This is a genomic window from Allorhizobium sp. GW101-3B10, from assembly GCF_059424725.1.
This window is the reverse complement of sequence record NZ_JBWKZR010000001.1, coordinates 4,212,438-4,230,945: the sequence shown is the minus strand read 5'-3', so window position 1 is coordinate 4,230,945 and position 18,508 is coordinate 4,212,438. Positions and strand designations below refer to the sequence as shown.

The 18,508-nt window shown below is 63.4% G+C and carries 17 protein-coding genes and 1 pseudogene; 5 read left to right on the top strand and 13 right to left on the bottom strand.

All coding sequences use genetic code 11. From position 1 onward, the window contains the following. Positions 1 to 37: 37 nt before the first annotated feature. Genes AC07Y0_RS20790 through AC07Y0_RS20780 form a run of 3 tightly spaced genes read right to left on the bottom strand, consistent with a single transcriptional unit; the run spans position 38 to position 5,300 of the window. Complete coding sequence (locus tag AC07Y0_RS20790; RefSeq protein ID WP_498679557.1) at positions 38 to 3,106, bottom strand: efflux RND transporter permease subunit; 3,069 nt, start codon at positions 3,104 to 3,106, stop codon at positions 38 to 40. Beyond that, the gene (locus AC07Y0_RS20785) at positions 3,103 to 4,176 is read right to left on the bottom strand and encodes an efflux RND transporter periplasmic adaptor subunit (RefSeq protein ID WP_498679556.1); all 1,074 of its coding nucleotides are present in this window, start codon (positions 4,174 to 4,176) and stop codon (positions 3,103 to 3,105) included. Before AC07Y0_RS20785 ends, AC07Y0_RS20790 begins: the two co-directional genes overlap by 4 nt. Beyond that, positions 4,173 to 5,300 carry an efflux RND transporter periplasmic adaptor subunit gene (locus AC07Y0_RS20780; RefSeq protein ID WP_498679555.1) on the bottom strand — a complete coding sequence of 376 codons (1,128 nt, stop codon included), beginning with the start codon at positions 5,298 to 5,300 and terminating at the stop codon, positions 4,173 to 4,175. Before AC07Y0_RS20780 ends, AC07Y0_RS20785 begins: the two co-directional genes overlap by 4 nt. A gap of 20 nt (positions 5,301 to 5,320) precedes the next feature. Here AC07Y0_RS20780 and AC07Y0_RS20775 point away from each other — a divergent pair, with 20 nt between their 5' ends. Continuing rightward, positions 5,321 to 6,049 carry a TetR/AcrR family transcriptional regulator gene (locus AC07Y0_RS20775; protein WP_498679554.1) on the top strand — a complete coding sequence of 243 codons (729 nt, stop codon included), beginning with the start codon at positions 5,321 to 5,323 and terminating at the stop codon, positions 6,047 to 6,049. A gap of 580 nt (positions 6,050 to 6,629) precedes the next feature. Here AC07Y0_RS20775 and AC07Y0_RS20770 read toward each other — a convergent pair. The 3 genes from AC07Y0_RS20770 to AC07Y0_RS20760 are packed head-to-tail and all read right to left on the bottom strand — an operon-like array spanning position 6,630 to position 8,133. Next, on the bottom strand, positions 6,630 to 6,752 hold the full coding sequence (locus AC07Y0_RS20770; protein ID WP_498679553.1) for a hypothetical protein: 123 nt from the start codon (positions 6,750 to 6,752) through the stop codon (positions 6,630 to 6,632). After that, positions 6,749 to 7,681 (bottom strand): VOC family protein, encoded by a 933-nt coding sequence (locus AC07Y0_RS20765; protein ID WP_498679552.1) that lies wholly within the window; start codon positions 7,679 to 7,681, stop codon positions 6,749 to 6,751. The genes AC07Y0_RS20770 and AC07Y0_RS20765 overlap by 4 nt, the downstream gene beginning before the upstream one ends. A gap of 26 nt (positions 7,682 to 7,707) precedes the next feature. Beyond that, positions 7,708 to 8,133 (bottom strand): DoxX family protein, encoded by a 426-nt coding sequence (locus tag AC07Y0_RS20760; protein WP_498679551.1) that lies wholly within the window; start codon positions 8,131 to 8,133, stop codon positions 7,708 to 7,710. 137 nt (positions 8,134 to 8,270) lie between these two features. Here AC07Y0_RS20760 and AC07Y0_RS20755 point away from each other — a divergent pair, with 137 nt between their 5' ends. The 3 genes and pseudogenes from AC07Y0_RS20755 to AC07Y0_RS20745 form a co-directional block, all read left to right on the top strand. Continuing rightward, positions 8,271 to 9,173 carry a LysR family transcriptional regulator gene (locus tag AC07Y0_RS20755; RefSeq protein WP_498679550.1) on the top strand — a complete coding sequence of 301 codons (903 nt, stop codon included), beginning with the start codon at positions 8,271 to 8,273 and terminating at the stop codon, positions 9,171 to 9,173. Positions 9,174 to 9,316: 143 nt separating this feature from the next. After that, complete coding sequence (locus tag AC07Y0_RS20750) at positions 9,317 to 9,808, top strand: ester cyclase (protein ID WP_498679549.1); 492 nt, start codon at positions 9,317 to 9,319, stop codon at positions 9,806 to 9,808. A 70-nt stretch (positions 9,809 to 9,878) separates the two neighbouring features. After that, positions 9,879 to 10,339 (top strand): annotated as a pseudogene (locus tag AC07Y0_RS20745) (hypothetical protein); the annotation flags it as partial. 164 nt (positions 10,340 to 10,503) lie between these two features. Here the strand turns inward: AC07Y0_RS20745 and dhaL are convergent. The 7 genes from dhaL to AC07Y0_RS20710 all read right to left on the bottom strand — a co-directional run bounded on the left by dhaL (position 10,504) and on the right by AC07Y0_RS20710 (position 16,283). After that, positions 10,504 to 11,121, bottom strand: a complete 618-nt coding sequence (gene dhaL, locus AC07Y0_RS20740) for a dihydroxyacetone kinase subunit DhaL (protein WP_498679548.1) — start codon at positions 11,119 to 11,121, stop codon at positions 10,504 to 10,506. Continuing rightward, positions 11,121 to 12,131: a dihydroxyacetone kinase subunit DhaK gene (locus tag AC07Y0_RS20735; RefSeq protein WP_498679547.1), complete on the bottom strand. Its 1,011-nt coding sequence runs from the start codon at positions 12,129 to 12,131 to the stop codon at positions 11,121 to 11,123. The genes dhaL and AC07Y0_RS20735 overlap by 1 nt, the downstream gene beginning before the upstream one ends. A 62-nt stretch (positions 12,132 to 12,193) precedes the next feature. Further along, the gene (fba, locus tag AC07Y0_RS20730; protein ID WP_498679546.1) at positions 12,194 to 13,228 is read right to left on the bottom strand and encodes a class II fructose-bisphosphate aldolase; all 1,035 of its coding nucleotides are present in this window, start codon (positions 13,226 to 13,228) and stop codon (positions 12,194 to 12,196) included. A 3-nt stretch (positions 13,229 to 13,231) separates the two neighbouring features. Then, positions 13,232 to 14,215, bottom strand: coding sequence for a class 1 fructose-bisphosphatase (locus AC07Y0_RS20725; protein ID WP_498679545.1), 984 nt, complete (start codon positions 14,213 to 14,215; stop codon positions 13,232 to 13,234). Positions 14,216 to 14,262: 47 nt separating this feature from the next. Then, the gene (gene derI, locus AC07Y0_RS20720) at positions 14,263 to 14,724 is read right to left on the bottom strand and encodes a D-erythrulose-4-phosphate isomerase (protein WP_498679544.1); all 462 of its coding nucleotides are present in this window, start codon (positions 14,722 to 14,724) and stop codon (positions 14,263 to 14,265) included. 12 nt (positions 14,725 to 14,736) lie between these two features. Beyond that, a complete protein-coding gene (locus AC07Y0_RS20715) occupies positions 14,737 to 15,510 on the bottom strand; it encodes a triose-phosphate isomerase (protein ID WP_498679543.1) in 774 nt (257 codons plus the stop codon). A gap of 2 nt (positions 15,511 to 15,512) precedes the next feature. Continuing rightward, positions 15,513 to 16,283 carry a DeoR/GlpR family DNA-binding transcription regulator gene (locus AC07Y0_RS20710; RefSeq protein ID WP_498679542.1) on the bottom strand — a complete coding sequence of 257 codons (771 nt, stop codon included), beginning with the start codon at positions 16,281 to 16,283 and terminating at the stop codon, positions 15,513 to 15,515. Between the two features lie 153 nt (positions 16,284 to 16,436). Here AC07Y0_RS20710 and tkt point away from each other — a divergent pair, with 153 nt between their 5' ends. After that, the gene (gene tkt, locus AC07Y0_RS20705; protein ID WP_498679541.1) at positions 16,437 to 18,458 is read left to right on the top strand and encodes a transketolase; all 2,022 of its coding nucleotides are present in this window, start codon (positions 16,437 to 16,439) and stop codon (positions 18,456 to 18,458) included. The last annotated feature ends 50 nt before the right edge of the window (positions 18,459 to 18,508 follow it).

Here is an 18,508-nt window from a genome sequence, read left to right as displayed (position 1 = left end):
GGATAGGATGGTGCCCGGGCTATGCCCGGGCGTCCTTTCACAGAGTGACCTCGCCGGTCACGTCGTCGGGCTTGCGAATACGGAACCAGACGATATAGAGCGCCGGCAGGAAGAGCAGCGTCAGCACCGTCCCGACGATGATGCCGCCCATCATCGCGTAGGCCATGGGGCCCCAGAAGATCTCGCGCGCAATCGGGATGAGCGCTAGAGAGGCGGCCGCTGCCGTCAGCATGATCGGACGCATGCGGTGTTCGGCGGCCTCGCGGACCGCGTCCCAGGCATGCCTGCCGGATCTACGCAGCGTGTCGATCTCGACCACCAGAATGACCGAATTGCGGATGAGAATGCCGATCAGTGCCAGCACGCCGAGGATCGCGACGAACCCCAGGGGCGCACCGCTCGGCAGCAGCGCGCCCACCACGCCGATCAGACCGAGAGGGGCCACGATCACCACCATCAACAAACGCTGGAAGCTTTGCAGCTGGAACATCAGGATCGTCGCCATCGTAAGCAGCATCAGCGGTACGACGGCGGCGATCGGCGCCTGGCTCTTGGCGCTGCTTTCGACGGAGCCGCCGGTTTCCACGCTATAGCCGCCCGGCAGCTTGGCCGTGAAGGCGTCGATGGAGGGCTTCAGTCGCTGGCCGATGGTGGCCGGCTGAGTGTCGTCCGCAATCGCCGCCTTGACCGTGATCGTCGGAATGCGGTCACGGCGCCAGATCACCGGTTGCTCCAGTTCGTAGCGGAAGTTGGCGATCGAGGCGAGCGGAACCGATTGGCCGTTGCTGCCGGGCAGTTGCAGATTGCGCAGCGTTTCGATCGACTCCCGCTCGTCCTTCGTGGCGCGAGCCACCACATTGACCAGATAGATGCTGTCGCGGATCTGGGTGATGGTCGAGCCGCCGGTTATGTTGTTGAGCGAGGTCGCGATGTCGGACGAGCTGACGCCGAGCTGGCGGGCCTTGTCCTGCAGGACATCCACCTTCACCACGCGGGCCGGCTCGTTCCAGTCGAAGACGATACTGGCGAGGCGCGGGTCCTGGCCCATGATGCCGGCCAATTCCTGCGCATAGGCGCGTACCATCTGCGGGTCTGGGCCACCCACGCGATACTGGACGGGACGACCGACCGGAGGGCCGAGTTCCATCTGCTTCACGAAGACGTCCGTTCCCGGATATTCCTCTTCGGCGGCGGCCGCTAGCTTGGCCATCAGGCGGTCACGCCCTTCGATATCCTTCGCGACGACGACCATCTGTCCGAAATTGTTCGTCGAAGGCTGGACGTCGAAGGAAAGCACGAAGCGCTTGGCGCCCTGCCCGACATAGGAGGTCCAATGGTCGACATCGGGGTCGCCGGCAATATGCTTGGCCTCAAAAGTATCCATGTCGGCCTTGGTCTGGGCGATGGTATAGTTCTGCCGAGCCGTCCAGTCGATGATCAGCTCCGGCCGGTCGGACGCCGGGAAGAACTGCTGTTGTACGAAGCCCATGCCGTAGACGGAAAGACCGAACAACGCCACGGTGGCCAGGATCGTTGTCTTGGGCCAATGCATGCAGACGGCGAGCATATCGGAGAACACACGCGCCAGCAGGCTCTTCTGCTCGTGATGCGCCTTCATCGTCTTCGGCAGCATCAGCACGCCGAGCAGGGGGGCAAACAGGACCGCGACGATCCACGAGACGATCAGCGAGATCGCGATGACCACAAAGAGCGAGAAGGTGAATTCACCCGCCGCACTGTCGTTGAGGCCGACGGGTATGAAGCTCGCGACGGTCACGAGCGTGCCGGTGAGCATCGGAAAGGCGGTCGAGGTCCACACGGCTGTCGCCGCCTTGGACAGGGGTTCTCCGTGCTCCAGCTTGGATACCATCATCTCGATGGCGATCATGGCGTCGTCCACCAGCAGGCCGAGTGCGATGATGAGTGCGCCGAGGGAAATGCGCTGCAGCGAGATCCCGAGATATTGCATGAAGACGAAGGTGATTGCCAGAACCAGCGGGATCGAGACGGCCACGACCAGGCCGGCGCGCATGCCAAGGCTGAGGAAGCTGACGACGAGAACGATGGCGATAGCCTCGAAAAGGGCCTTGGTGAACCCGCCGACGGCCTCGTCCACCACGACCGCCTGATCTGCCACGTGATGCACGCCGATGCCAACCGGCAGGCTGGCGATGACCATGTCCATCTTTTCCGACAGCGCCTCGCCGAAGTTCAGCAGGTTGGCGCCGGGCTTCATGCCGATCGCCAGTCCGATGGCGGGCGTGCCGTTGACGCGGAAAAGCGCCTGCTCGGGATCGGAATAGCCGCGCGTGATCTTGGCGACGTCGCTCAATCGGAAGAAGCGGTCGTTGACGCGCAGGTTGATGTCGCGCAGGGCATCTTCGGTGGCGAACTGGCCGGAGACGCGCAGGTTGATGCTTTCCGCACCGGTGCGCAACGTGCCGGAGGCGACGACGGCGTTCTGGTTCTGAAGCGTATCGATGATGTCACTCTGGCTGAGGCCGAGTGCCGCCATCTGCTTCGTCGAGAATTCCAGATAGACGACCTCGTCCTGCGCACCGATCAGGTCCACCTTGCCGACATTCGGCACGGAGAGAATCTGCTGGCGGGCGGCCTCGAGATAATCGCGCAGCTGGCGCTGGCTCAGCCCGTCGGCAGTGAAGGCGTAGATATTGCCGTAGACGTCTCCGAAACTGTCGATGAAATAGGGACCCTGGACGCCCTGAGGCAGGTTGGGCGTGATGTCGCCGATCATGTTGCGGACCTTGACCCAGGTCGGCTTCACGTCCGCGGCCTTGGTGTTTTCCCGCAGATTGACGTAGATCGTCGCCTGTCCGGGCGTGTTGATGCTCTTCGTGTAGTCGAGCGATTCAAGCTCCTGCAGCTTCTTCTCGATCCGGTCGGTGACCTGGCTCGTCATCTCATCGACCGAGGCGCCCGGCCAGGAGGCCTGGATCAGCATGGTCTTGATGGTGAAATCCGGATCTTCCTCGCGGCCGAGATTGATGTAGGACAGAACGCCCGCGACACTGGCGAGGATCATGAAATACCAGACGAGCGACTTGTGCTGGAGCGCCCATTCGGAAAGATTGAATTTCGTGTTCATTGCGGCATCTCGTCTGGGATTCTGACAGGTTGATCATCGGCGAGTGAATTGACACCCGCCGTCACGACACGCTCGCCTTCGCCAAGGCCGCTGAGGACGTCGACACCGCCGGCGGCGGATGGACGGATCGTTACGGTGCGGCGCTGCACCTTCTTGGCGATCGGATCGACCACCCAGACGAAACGGGCTACGTCATCGCCACCGATCGCCGTTTCCGGCAGCCAGACGTGGCCTTCGCTCGGCGCGACGGGCGTTGCTGTCACCGTGCTTCCGAGCCGGAAGCTGTCCGGCGGGTTTTCCATCGCGATCTTGGTGCGGCGGGTGCGCGTGGCCGCGTCCGCCTGCGGGGACACCTCGCGCACCGTGCCCGTGACCTTCACCTCCGGATTGGCCTGCAGGATCACCTCGAAGTGCGTGCCGATCGTTGTCAACTGACCGTAGCTGTCGGGAATATCGACCACGGCGTCACGAGCCTCGAGGCGCGCAATCGTCAGCACGGCCTGGCCTGCCGCCACCACCTGTCCGACTTCGGCGGAGAGGGATGAGACGACCCCGTCGGATTCGGCATTCAGGACGGCATAGTCCAACTGTTCACGTACCTTCGTCAGGCTGGCCCGCAACCGCTGCATGGTGGCTTCCGCTGCCTCGCGTGACTGGACAGCCTCTTCAAGCTGTTCTCTCGTCGTGGCGTTGGAGGCAAGGAGCGTCAGCTGGCGCTGCTCGTTCACACGGGCCAGATCAAGCTTGGCATCGGAGGAGGCGATGTCGGCCTCCGCCTGCTTGACAGCCAGCTCGAGGCTGGTGGCATCCAGGCGGGCGAGCTCCTGGCCCTTATGCACCAGATCGCCGATGTTGACGTCGCGCGAGACGATGCGGCCCAGCACCTGGAAGCCGAGGTTCGTGCTGAACTTTGCCTCGACCGTTCCGGCAAAGCCGAAGGCGGTTGCCTCGCGTGGCTTGGCCAGCATGGAGAGCACGGGGCGTACCGGGGCCTCGGCCGCCTTTTCATCCGAGCATGCGCTGAGGCCGGCCGACAGCAGGACAAGAGGAAGGAGGAACTTGAAGGTCATCGGGTCTGATCCTCGGAATAGGAAACGGACTGGTTCTCGCGGAGGAACTGGCCGCCGTCGACGACGATCAGTTCGCCGTCTTGCAGACCGTCGGCGAGCACGACCTTCGAGGCATCATACCGCTCGATGACGACCGGCTTCATCCGGGCGGTCTTCGTCTCCGGATCCACGACCCAGACCGCCGGCTTGCCGGCCTTGGAGAATATCGACTGCCACGGAATGGAAACGCGCTCTCGCCGGGCCAGGACGACATCGGCGATAGTGGCCGAGCCAAGCGTCATTTCCGGCGGAGGATCGATGATGGCAAGCTTCACGCGTACCGTGCCGAGCGAAGTGTCGAGAGCGGGGCTGACCTCGCGCGGCCTCGCGAGTGCCCTGACTGTCGGGTTCGAGACAAGTGCGACCTCCAGGGAGAGCGGTGCCGCCTTGCCGCTGAGGGCCGTCTCCTGCACGTTGAAGACGGCGTCGCGCTCGCCGTCGTGCGCCAGAGTGAAGACGGTGGTGGAAGCCTGCACCACCTGGCCGACCTCGATGTCGCGAGCAGTAATGGTGCCGTCGGCGTCGGCGCGCAACACGGTCTGTTGCAGCGCCTCCATCGCGGTTTCGAGTTCGGCGCGCGCGGCATCCAGGTCCTTCCCGGCCGACTGGTACTGCTGCAGCGCGCTGTCGAGATCCTGCTGTGACATGGCGCCGGTCTGGGTCAGCGTCTTGCGGCGGTTGAGAACCGAGCTTGTCATGCGCAGCGTCGCCTCCTGCGAGGCGACGGACGCTTGGGCCGATTCGAGATCAGCCTTCTGTTCCACCGGGTCGAGCGTGGCCAGCACCTGACCGGCTTTCACGTGGTCGCCGACGCCGGCGGTGCGCGAGATGACGCGGCCGCTGATCTTGAACGAAAGGTCGCTTTCGATGCGTGCCTTGATCTCGCCCGTTGCGGAAGCACGCACGACATCGCTCGCCACCGTCACGGCCTCGACGCTCACATGGGTGGCATCTGCCGTCGCTTGGTTGTCTCCTGCGTCGCAAGCAGCGAGCGCGAGGACTGAGAGCACCGCGAGGAACGGTGCCGTTCCCAATCTTCGATGCCGTATGGCGCGTTCGGGCGCCGCCGGTGATGTGTGTGGCATGTCTGCTTCCCGGGAGAACTGTGGGTGAAACGCATTTTATTCATCAGATGTTGAATATAATCCGTCAATGGCCTATCCTTGTCAAGTATCAAGAGGAGAGAGCATTGACAGACGAACGGAAAGCTTCGGAACGCGGTCGCGGTCGGCCGAAAAAGGGCAAGGAACTGGACGTCGATGCGCTGTTCGACGCCGCGGTCGCCAACTTCGCGGAATGGGGCTTCGAACGCGCGTCGCTCAGAAAGATCGCCGGTCAGGCCGGTGTCGACGTCGCGCTGATTTCCTATCGTTACGGCTCGAAACTGGGGCTCTGGACGGCAGTGGTCGATGCCGTCGCGGACGAAACCCTCACCCGCGTCCTTGCGTTGCAGGAGCTCTGCCACGATCTTCCGCCGAATGAACAGATGGAGCGTCTCTGCACGGAGATGGTCGATCTCCTCGGCGCCCGCCCGCTCTTCGCGCAGCTCCTGATCAGCGAAATCATGACGAGTGCGGACAGCGAGCGAAAAGCGCTGATCGAAGAGCGGCTCGCCCGACCTGTTTTTGATCTGCTCCTCGGGTGCGTCAGGACGATCCGGGGGCCGGATGAAGGTCCCGCGGGCGTCGACACGGAGCTCTCGCTGATTGCGGCAATATCCATGGTCGGCTCCGTCGTATCGACCCAGAGCTTCTTTCAGCGGTTGATGCCGGCCGCGGGAGACAAGCAGCAACTGTTCAGGCAGTTGGCCGTTCTGATGCGTCGGCTGTTTTGACAGGCGCCGCGCGGTCGTGGGCCGACGGCGGCCGGTGACAGGCGGCAAGCAGTCCTGTCGAAGGTGGTGTGCGGTAACAATGTTTCCGAGATCAGTGATGATGGCGGGCTCTCGCGTGTTGGCTGAAAGAAATCGGGCGGGAGGTTTCCCACGCCGAAAAAGTGCCGTCATCCTCCATTCAGGAACGATGGGATCATCTCTCCGCAAGGTGACGAGCCGCGACCGGGTTGCGCGAAGCGGTCCAGCGTCCCGCGATCCCAGCCGGGCGCGAGAATAGTCCTTCCCTCCCATCAACCAGAATCGGATCGGCCCCGAGGCTGACATCCGAAAATCTCGCAGAAGGGTATGGATAAGGCCGTCACACTTGTACTTGGCGCTCATTCTGCCACCGGTTGCACGCATGAGAGACTCCATTCCTTCGGGATCAATCGGCAAGTTCGATGCACGGCGGGAATTCACCACGTGTGGGCAGCGGCTCAGTATCGCCGTCGATGCGGCCAAGACGGATCAGGGCCGCGGAAGCGCAGTCATAGCCGGACCAAGACAGCCCCGAAGATGAGAGTGCCGATCAATCCGTGCATCATGGCAAGCGGAGCGCGAACCATGGGTCATGAATGGCGATCTGGACCACGACGCCGATCATGACGAACCAATGAAGCGCGATCTGGGCGGAACGATAGGCCTGTGGGGTCGGGGAAGTCATGCGGCATCCCTGTCGGTTCGCGTTGTGGGAGAAAGAGCGAGTGTCAGCGTGGCGCCTGCCGGATCACAGCCCGACAGATTACCGTGGGCGTCATGTCGAAGGCGCCTGCTGGCCTGTCTGAACAGTGCTGCATCTGAGGTCGTCAGGTGATACCGGACAAGGCGGGCCGAGTGGTCCGGGGCCGGGGGAGCGCCCCGTCCGGCCCAGATATTGAGAGCGAGCCTGTGGGTATAGGCAGCACCCGCTCCCATGTCAGCCATGCCCATCGACGGCAGCGCGAGATTGCGTGCAAACCCCAGCCCTTCGAACCAGTCCAGCCCCGGCTCCAGGTCCGGCACGTGCAGGTGCATGTGGGCCACAACTGTCTCGGAAGCGATGGGTGCTGAAGGATCAGTTCCGGCTGCTGCCGCAAGCTCAGCCTTGAGGTCGAGCGGATCTCGGCCACTCCGGAACCGTCCCTCGCTGTCGATCATCGCAAAGCCGTAGCTGGAATTGTCGAAGCGTGCGAAGCGCTCCGGTGTCTCAAGCGCAATCTCGATTCCATGTCCGTCCGGATCGTTGAGGTAGATCGCCTTCGACATGGTGTGATCGACCGGGGAAACCCGCAGTCCAAGGCCCTTGAAGCGGTTGAGAAGGCGGGAAAACTCTTCTTGCGACGGCACGGCAAAGGCGACGTGATAGAGGCCAGTGACGTCATTCATGACGGGTCGGTGGGCGCCCGGTTGCAGGACCACCAGGGTGCGTTCTGACGTCCCGAGCGCAACGCCCGTGCCTGGATCGGGACGGGGAAGAAATCCCAAGGCCCCGGTCCAGAACTGTACGGCGCGGTCAAGATCGGTGACCGACAGTTCCACGGCGCCCCATGTCAGCCGTTCGGGAAGACCATGGGCCTTCAGGCTGCGGGCCAGTTTGAGGGCATCCGTGTCCATGTCGGTCATCTCCTTCGTCTAGCGCCTCAACGCGGCAGGATCGGCGCCTTGCGGGAGCGGCCCCAGATCACCAGCACGGCGAGCGCGACGTAGATCAGGTTGAAGGGAAGCGGTGCGAACTCGCCTCGGATGGCATGGAAGGGGATTGCCAGTGCCTGGATCGCCAGGAGCCCGACTGCGGCCAGAACCGTCAGATGCGGCTTGATCCGGGTGGCGGCCGGCAGGATCAGGCCGATGACACCGAGAAGTTCCATCACGCCGATGAAACGTACGAGAGCAAGTGGCGCTTCTGACATCCAGACGGCGCCCATTGCGGCAGCCTCTTCAGGAGACATAAGAAGGTGCATCCAGACACCCATCAGATAAAGCAAGGCGAGTGCGATCTGCGCGACCCAGAGGCCGATGTTCCAGCGGGGGCTCGGTGCAGTCGTAGTGGTGGTGAACGTCGACATGTTCGGTCCTGTGCCATAGGTCCGCCACCCTGCATGCAGGTTGCGGCACGGTTGAAGATGGACAGGATCCTATGACTTTCGTAATGCTTGATCATCTGCACCATGATTGAAGGTGCGTTTCCTGTGAGGAGATGATCATGGACGCGCTTGTCGGTCTCCGAGTCTTCGCGACGGTTGCCGAACTGCGGAGCTTTTCTGCGGCCGCGGAGCGTCTTGGTCTTTCTCCTGCCATGACCAGCAAACACATTCAGCATGTTGAAGCGCGCGTGGGAGCACGGCTCCTCAATCGAACCAGCCGCAGCGTAAGTCTGACGGAATCCGGAACGCTCTATCTGGCGACTGTTCGCACTCTCCTGGAGGGGCTGGAGCAGGCAGAGGCACAGCTTTCGCACACCACCGTTCTGCCGAAGGGAACGCTCAAGGTCAGCCTGCCTGTATGGATGGCGAATCCTGCCTTCGCTCGTCTCCTGGTCGCGTTCCGCGCGCAGCACCCCGCGGTGACGCTCGACCTGGACCTCTCCGGCCGCAAGGTCAATCTCGTGGAAGAAGGGTTTGATCTTGCCCTGCGCGTGACCGCGTCATTGGATGATACCCTGATCGCCCGCCGTCTGGCGACAATCCGTTTTGTCCTTGTCGGAACGCCGGAGCTCCTCGATCGCCTCGGGCGACCTCAAGGTCCGGAGCAATTGCGAGGCGCGCCGTTCCTGGCCTATAGCGCCGTTTCCCCGGACGGCCGGGTGCGGCTTGGTAGCGGGCCGGACGCGCCCGAACTGCATCTCACCCCGGTTCTCTTGAGCGGCAACGAGTCACTCCTCTACTTGGCCGCTCGTGAGGGACTTGGCCTGTCAATGATGCCCCACTGGCTGGTTCAGGAAGACCTTGCCCTAGGCCGGCTCGAAGCGGCCCTGGGCCAAGAGCTCTGGCCCGAGGTCACCTTGCATGCCGTCTATCCCAACCGGAGCTATCTGCCGGCCAAGACGCGGTCTTTTCTGGACTACCTGACCGGTCCGCACGGCATTGGCGGTCTGGAGGCTGAGTAGTCGATCATCTACTGAGAGGAAATGGACCATCAAGATTCCGAGTGATGATGTTCCCGTCGGTGAACGGTAGGTTCCTGTCACGTCCAGCAAAGGCCGACCGGCAGCCTGGCGTAAAGAACCTTGAGGTGAAGAGGAGATCTCACATGACCATCACTCGACGTGCATCCATGTTCCTTGCTGCCGCCGCGACCGCTGTGGCGCTGATGACCAGCCCGGCGTCGGCAGAGTCCGCGCACAAGGAGAAAATCCGTCTGTTCTACGAGACGTTCGTGACAGGCAATGCTGACCTTCTCGACCAGGTCCTGGCCGAGGACTGGTCGAACGTACCGACCAATCCGGGTCAGGGTCCTGGCCGCGCTGGCTTTAAGGCAATGATCCCCAAAATGTCTGCCACCTTCACCAATGGCAAGTTTGTGATCGAGGACATGGTCGAGGAAGGCAACAAGGTCGTCGTTCGCTCGACCTATTCCGCGACCCAGGCCGGCCCCTTCGCCGGCTTCCCGTCCAAGGGCAAGGACTTCACGATCATGACCATCGATATCCACCAGTTCAATGACGACGGCATGGTGACCAAGACCTGGCATCTGGAGGACTGGCTGGGCGGCCTGTTCCAGATGGGTGCTTTCAGCAAGTAGCAATTGCTTTAGGTGATCCTGGGGTTTGCCGCCCAGGATCACTTGCTTCGGCGTTGAAAGAACGCACGGTTATCTGCGGCGGCGTCCCGCCGCGCTTGCAGGGATCAACATGCAATTTGGCCTGTCCTCGCACCGGGCCGAGCAAGTCAAGACTTTCGAAATCGAGGATGGCCGCGTCGAGCTGCGGGCTGTCACCGGGCCTGATTACGGCAGGATTCACGACTACGAATTGGCCAAAGCCGTCCAACGCATTGCCGGCAACCGCACCGGTGATACGCGAGGAAGATCCTTGGCGTACTCGACTGGTCGAACGGGATCTACAATCCCCGGGTCGAAATCTCGACGCAGACCACCACCTTCTACGCCTCCGATCGTGACGTCTTCGTCTTCCTCGTCGACGATCTGAACCCGATCGAGGCCGGCCGGTCCATCTTCGATTTCGTCCAGGGCATCACCGCGCTTGCGCGCACCAGGCCCCATCAGGACGCGCGCCTCGACATGGAGGCAAAGGCGAAGAAGCGCCTCGACCGGAGGCGCCGCTTTCCGTGTTTTCGGCGTTGTGCATCTCTCACTCTGCCGTCATACGCGCACGACGTCGAGAGTCGTTTCGGGCGGGCGCCTTTCCTCCTGCAACACGATATCGTTGATCTTTCCGGCATCTGCCTTGGAAAGCCCGCGCCCGCTCAGGAAGCCGCTCACGGTGAAATCCGGCTGGCGATGATCCCCACGATCAGCGCGGCGGAGACGGCACCGGGATCCTGATGCCCGAGCGAACGTTCCCCGAGCCGGGCCGCTCTCCCCAGCACGGCAACCATCGTCGCTGTCGCCTTTGCCCCGGCATCGGCCCGCGAAGCGATCACATCCGGCGAAGCCCCCGCCGCCGCGGCTTCGGCGGCCGGTTGCCAGGCGTCGAGCATGGTCTTCTGGCCAGGCTCGGCCTTTCCCCGGTGAACGATCCCGTCCCGCATCGCCACGATGACGTCTGCCAGCTCCCCGCGCGACATCGACCGGCGCGCGCCGGCCACCTTGCCGGCCCGAAGCAGGGCCGTTGAATACAGCGGGCCGGAAGATGCGCCGATCGCATTCAGGAAAGCCTTTGCCGCGGCATTGAAGCCTTCCTGCAGGGTCGTGTCGTCGGAGAGGGCTTGGACGGCGGCGGAGGCTGCGGCCATCCCCTGCTCCATGGCGACTCCATGGTCGGCATCCCCGATCCGGCCGTCGAGTTCACATAGCCGGTCCCGTTCGCGCTCCATGGTAGCGGCGAGCGCGACGAACAGCTCCTTCAGGTCGTCCAGGGTGAATTCCGTCGACATCATCCCCTCCGGAACATGGCGCAGTCACAGGGATGGTCGATGAGCGGCTGAAGCTCGTCGTCGAGGTGCATGATGGTGATGGACGCACCCGCCATGTCGAGCGAAGTGCAATAAGGCCCGACCAGAGCCAGATGGATTTCGAGACCAGCCTGTTCGAGGCGATGGCTGACGCGGGCGAAGAGGATGTAGAGCTCCATCAGCGGCGTCGCGCCGAGCGAGTTCACGAGGACGGCGACCCGGTCGCCTCTCGCTGCCGACATCTCCGCGAGGATCGCATCCATGATCTCGTCCGCCACCTCATCGGCGGACTTCAACGGTCCTCGGCGGATACCAGGCTCGCCGTGGATACCCATTCCGATCTCCATCTCGCCGGCCGGCAGATCGAAATTGTATTTGCGCGTATGCGGCAGCGAGCACGACGAGAGCGCCACTCCCATCGTGTAGGTGCGGGCATTGGCATGCCGTGCGATCCGCTCCACCTCGTCCAGCGGCATCATCAGGTCGGCTGCGGCGCCGGCGGCCTTGAAGATGAAGAGATTGCCGGCGACCCCTCGCCTCTTTGCCTTCTGTCCCACGGGCGCAGACGCGATGTCGTCCGTCGTCAGGACGGTACGCGCTTCTATGCCCTCCATCTCCAGAAGTTCCGCCGCCATGTCGAAATTCATCACGTCGCCGGCATAGTTGCCGTACATGAAGAGAACGCCGGCTCCGCCATCGGCGGCCATGGCCGCGTCGACTGCGGGTTGCGGCGGAGGCGACGCGAAGACGTTGCCCACGGCCGCGGCATCCGCCAGCCCCTTCCCGACGAGCCCGACGAAGGTCGGTTCGTGACCCGAACCGCCACCGATGACCAGGGCAACCTTGCCTTTCCGGGGGCCATGGCGCGCGATCACGGCGCGCGGTGCGTGTTCCGGGCTCCAGAGGCAATCCGGATGTGCGGCGAGAATGCCCCGAAGCATCTCGTCGACCGCCTTGTTGCCATCGTTGATCAGCTTCTGCGTCAAGCTCATCGTGTCTCCTCCCTCATCGGACCTTAGGCACCGTTCCGGCTGACTTCAAGCCTCGTGCCGTCTCAGTAGCGCTTCGCCATCTTCTCCAACGGAATCGGCATCATCCGCTCGGCATTCCCCGACGCGCCGAACGCATCGAAACGTTGCCGGCAGACGTCCTGCATCATGACCATGGCCTGCTTGAGGTATCTCCTCGGGTCGAATTCGGCCGGATGCTCGGTCAGACTCTTGCGGATGGCAGCCGTCATCGCAAGACGATTGTCGGTGTCGATATTGACCTTGCGCACACCGCTACGAATCCCGCGCTGGATCTCCTCGACGGGCACACCCCATGTCGGCTTGATGTCACCACCATAGGAATTGATGATGTTCTGCAGATCTTCCGGCACAGAAGAAGAACCATGCATCACCAGATGGGTGTTCGGCATGCGACTATGGATCTCCTCGATCACATGCATGGCAAGCACGGATCCGTCGGGCTTGCGGCTGAACTTGTAGGCGCCGTGGCTGGTTCCCATAGCGATGGCCAGGGCATCGACACCGGTATCCGCCACAAAGCGGGCGGCGTCGTCCGGATCGGTCAGCAACTGATGTTCGGCGAGCTTTCCGGTAGCTCCGTGGCCGTCTTCCTGGTCACCCATGCCGGTCTCAAGCGAACCGAGGACTCCGATTTCACCTTCGACCGAGACGCCTGCGGCATGAGCCACCTCAACGACCCTGCGCGTGACATCGGCATTGTAGGCATAGTCGGCCGGTGTCTGCCCGTCCTCCAGCAGGGAACCATCCATCATCACCGAGGTGAAACCATTCTGGATCGCCGTGACACATGTCGACAGGGTGTTGCCGTGATCGAGATGCATGCAGACAGGAATATGCGGGTACATCTCCGTCAGCCCCTCGATCAGCCGGGCGAGAACGCGATCACCGGCATAGGCGCGTGCACCACGGCTGGCCTGCAGAATGACCGGCGCGTTGCAGGCGTCGGCGGCGGCCATGATGGCAAGTCCCTGCTCCATGTTCGAGATGTTGAAGGCCGGGACCGCATAGCCCCTGTCCGCGGCATGGTCGAGGAGTTGACGAAGGGTTATGCGGGCCATGGTTCATCCTTTTCCTGATCCGGCGAGATATCGGCCAGCCAATCGAACGTCGTTGCGGGCGCCGAAATAGAGCGGAGTGTTCTCATGCAGGCTCCCGGGCACCTTGTCGAGAATCGCAGTCATGCCATCCGTCGCCTCGCCCCCCGCCTGCTCGACGAGAAAGGCGATCGGCACGGCCTCGTAGACCAGTCTCAGACGCCCCCGTTCGTAACCCGGACGCCGATCCGCCGGATACATGAACATGCCGCCGAGCAGCAGGATTCGGTGCAGTTCGCCGACAGCCGCGGCCAGCCAGCGCATGTTGAAATCACGCTCGAGCACCCCGTCGCGACCCGAAAGGACCGCGTGTGCATAGCGTTGCAGTCCCCCCGGCCAATGGCGAGTGTTCGAGCCGTTGAAGGCGATGGTGTCGGCATCGGGCCCGAGGCGCACCTCGCGCCGTGCCACGCGGAACAGGCCGGCCTCGGCATCGAAGGTGGCGACCGTGACACCCTGGCCGAGCGAAAAGCCGAAATCGCAGGAATGGCCGAACGAGACGTAACCCGCGGCCGTGACGTCACGACCGGACCGCAGAAAACCTTCCGGGGACGCCGGCAGGATGGAAAACAGCACGCCGAGCGGCGCTCCGATGCCGATGCTTCCAGACCCGTCGATCGGGTCGATCGCCACATCCCATGCTCCGTCAGCATTGAGCTCCTCGACCTCCGCCGCCTCCTCGGAGAGCATCTGCCGAACGCCCGCGGCCCTGAGTGCGGCGGCCATGTGGACATGCGCCGCGACGTCGATCGCCTTCTGCCGGTCGCCGCTGTCATTGAGCCCGACCACCATTGCCGGATCGCCCGGCAGGTGCCCAGCGGCAAGGCGCCTCGCCAGCGCAGGCACGGCATGCGCGATGGCGAGGATGATCGCTCCGGGGCCGCCATAACCGGCAAGCTCGTCATCGAGAGGCGTCCCCTGCGAGACACCGTCATTGGGAAGTTTCAGCATGACCACCTTGGAGACACCGACCGCGCGGTTCGGTCCGACTGCCGGACTCAGACCTTGTTGTATTTGGCGTCGACGGCCTTGATCGCATCGACGTTGCCGGCGGACCGGCCCTTCGGATCAAAGTTATTCGTCTCCTTGAGCCAGGCGTCGGCGATGGATTTCGCCAGCTCCGGTCCGATGACCCGAGCACCCATGGTGATGATCTGCGCATCGTTCGACAACGCTGCCCGCTCCGCCGAATAGGTATCGTGCACCAGCGCGGCGCGAATGCCCGGTACCTTGTTGGCCGTGATGCAGACGCCGATGCCGGTTCCACAGACAAGGATCGCCCGGTCGTATGTCCCGGCGGCGACGCCGGCCGCGACCCGATCGGCCAACGTGGCGTAGAAAGCGTCCGGCCCCTCCGGCGTGCGGGAAACCTCCGACACTTCGAAGCGGTGCTTCAGGTGCTCTGCGAGAACCTTGGCGAGACCTTCGCCTGCACTGTCTCCAGCGATTGCCAGCTTCATAATTCTACTCCTTCAGAGTCCGTGCGAGCATTTTTCGAGAATGTTGAGATACCCGTCGACATTCCATGCCGACCGGCCGATGAAGAGCCCGTCGACATGCGGACAGGCGATGAGTTCCTCGCAATTGCCGGGATTGACGGACCCACCGTAGAGGCACGGGACCCTGCGGCCCAGGACATCTTCGGCAACGGCGATGATTTCGGCCTGACGCGCGTCCGCATATTCGGATGTCGCGGGGATGCCGTTGACCCCGATGGCCCAGACCGGTTCGTAGGCAAAGAGAATCCTCGCCTGATGCCGCTGTTCCGCCCCGAGCCTTGCCAAGGCGGCGCGGACCTGCGTCTCCAGGACTTCAGCCGCCCGTCCCGCCTGGCGCTGCTCCAGGGTTTCTCCGATACAAATCAGAGGCAGCAATCCGTACCGTACCGCCGCCTCGGTCTTCAGGCCGACCGTTTCGTCCGTCTCGCCGAAGAATTCGCGCCTTTCGGAATGGCCGAGCTCGACGATGTCGAGGTTGCAGTCCTTCAGCATCAACGGCGAAATCTCTCCCGTCCAGGCTCCGTCGTCCGCCCAGTGCATGTTCTGCGCACCGACCTTGACCGAGGTTGCCGCCAAAACCTCCTTGACCTGCCGCACGGAGGTGAAGGGCGGTATCACGAACCGCTGTACGCGCGGGTCGTGCGTCGCGTCGGACCCGACGAGCGCCTCGGCGAAGACCATGGCCTCCGCGAGCGTCTTGTTCATCTTCCAGCTGGTGCCGATCCAGACTTTCGGCTCGGTAGACATGGTCAATCCTGTTGGCTTGCAATTGTCAGGCGAACGCCCTCTTTGGCCAACGTCTCGACGGCTTCTTCCGCCGGGACGTCGTCCGTGATCACGCATTCGAATTCGCGGAGGTCGGCCAGGACGTGCAGTGCCGAGTGGCCGAAGCGGGTATGGTTGACGAGCAGGCACGAGCGGGCGGCGGAGGCGATCATCGCCCGCTTCGACCGCACCACCGCGTCGTCCATGTGAAAAGCCTTGGTTCCAGACAATGCCGGCGCCGAGACGAAGGCGAGATCGGCCCTCAGCCTCGCGAGAGCTTCTTCCGTCACCACGCCGAAATAGCCGTTGAATTTCGCCGAATAGAGCCCGCCGAGAGCGATCAGCGCAATTCCGGCTTCGTCCTTGAGAGCGTCCATCACGGCCGCATTGTTGGTGATGACGGTCAAGGGACGGCGTTCGACCAGGACGGCACCGAGCACTGCGGCCATCGATCCGTCGTTGACGATGACGGTCATTCCCGGCTCGACCAGCTGCAGGGCCGCGCGCGCCATCCGCTTCTTGGCCTCCTCGCCTTGCCGCTCGCGGAAGCGAAAATCACTCTCGAACCGGGTGCCGGCGTCGATCGTTGCGCCACCGCGCACCTTGCGAAGAAGCCCTGCCTGCTCGAGATCGTCCAGATCACGGTGAATGGTCATCTTCGAAACGGCGAAGCGCTCGGCAAGCCCGTCCAGCTCGACAGCATGCTGCTCCACGAGCAGATCCATGATGAGCTGCTGGCGCTCTTCGCGACGCATCCTGAAACCTCCACCCAATGGCGACTCGCCGGCCGCGATGGCACTCAAGTTAACATGACTCCATTTATTTGCAACATATCATTTGTGATTTTGTTATTTTGTGTTGTTACGATCGACAGGGAGTGATAGGGAGCGAAAAACGGAGGAGTCAAAATGACGATGCAAGACCTCGTGGCCAGCAAGGCCGTACTCGATCCTGGCAACTTCGCGCTGGCCAACTGCATCCGCGCGCTCGCCATCGACTCGGTCGAGGCCGCGAAATCCGGCCATCCCGGCGCCCCGATGGGCATGGCGGACGCGGCGACGGTACTGTTTCGCCATCACCTGAAGTTCGACGCATCCAGCCCCGACTGGCCGGATCGCGACCGGTTCGTGCTCTCCAACGGCCACGCGTCGATGCTGCTCTATGCGCTGCTTCATCTGACCGGCTACGAAGACATGACCATCGAGCAGTTGCGGAATTTCCGCCAATGGGGCGCGATCACGGCAGGACATCCGGAATACGGCCACGCCAAGGGCGTCGAAACGACGACCGGGCCGCTGGGTCAGGGCCTCGCGACCGCCGTGGGCATGGCCCTCGCCGAGCGTCGGCTCTCCGCCGAATTCGGCCCCGAACTCGTCGACCACCGGACCTATGTCTTCGTCGGCGATGGCTGCCTCGAGGAAGGTATCGGCCAGGAGGCGATATCACTGGCGGGCCATCTCGGACTGGGCAAGCTCATTGTGCTTTACGACGACAATTCGATCACCATCGACGGTCCGACCTCCGTCTCTTTCTCCGAGGATGTTCCGGCCCGTTTTCGGGCCTGCGGCTGGCATGTCGTGTCCTGCGACGGCCACAACGGCAAGGAAATCGACATGGCGATTGCTGAGGCCAAGGCCGAGACAGGCAAACCGTCGCTGATCGCGCTGAAGACCGTCATCGGCTTCGGCTCCCCCAACAAGGCGGGCACCTATTCGGTTCATGGGTCGCCGCTCGGAGGGCCGGAAGCGGCCGCGGCGAAGGAAGCTCTCGGCTGGACGAGCCCGCCCTTCGATATCCCCTCGCCGCTCCTTTCCGTCTGGCGCGCCGCAGGCTCCCGCGGGACGCCGGAACGCGATGCCTGGGAGAAGAGGCTTGCGGCCGTTCCGTCCGAACGGCGCGAAGACTTCACCCGCCGCCTCGCGCGACAACGCCCCGCCGGTTACGAGGAGGCGGTCAGAGCCGCAAGGGCCGCACTGTTTGCCGAGCCGAAGCGCGTCGCGACAAGGCGCGCCAGCCAGATGGCGCTCGAAATGCTGGCGCCCGCCCTCCCGGAACTGATTGGTGGATCGGCCGACCTCACGGGTTCCAACCTCACCCGTGTGAAGGCTGTGGACCAGCAGTTCACGCGCGACGTGGCGGGACGCTATATCGGCTACGGGGTACGCGAATTCGCCATGGCCGCCGCCATGAACGGGATCAACCTTCATGGCGGGCTGCAGGCCTATGGCGGTACCTTCCTGGTGTTCTCGGACTATGCCCGCAACGCAATCCGTCTGTCGGCGTTGATGGGCGTCGGCACGATCTACGTGATGACCCATGACTCGATCGGCCTTGGGGAGGACGGACCGACCCACCAGCCCGTCGAACACTTGGCATCGTTGCGCGCGATCCCCAACCTTGTCGTGTTCCGGCCGGCGGACGCCGTGGAAACGCTCGAGGCCTGGGATATCGCGATCCGCTCCCGGACGGTTCCGTCGCTGCTCGCCCTGTCGCGCCAGGACGTGCCGCAGCTTCGTCTCGACGCCGGCGCCGAGAACCTCACTGAGAAAGGTGCTTATGTCATCCGCCAGTTCGGCGAGGGTCGCGACCTGACCCTGCTGGCGACGGGTACGGAAGTGGCACTCGCGGTAGAGGCCGCCCAGGCCCTGTCCGACGACGGCGTCGCAGTCGCCGTGGTGTCGATGCCGTCCTGGGAACTGTTCGAGGCCCAGGAGACTTCCTACCGGAGCAGGGTCCTGGGCGAGGCGCCCCGGATTGCGGTGGAGGCCGCCGGAAAGTTCGGCTGGACACGTTACGTGGCCAGCGAGGAGGACGTGATCGGCATGCCGGGCTTCGGCGCTTCGGCACCGGCGGAACGGCTCTATGCGGAATTCGGCATCGACAAGGACACCATCGTCAAACGCGCCCGCACGCTGCTGAAGCGGGCCTGATGTCTGCTGACACGCAGTCTCGCGGCAGGCGTGCCCGCCGCGAGACGGTT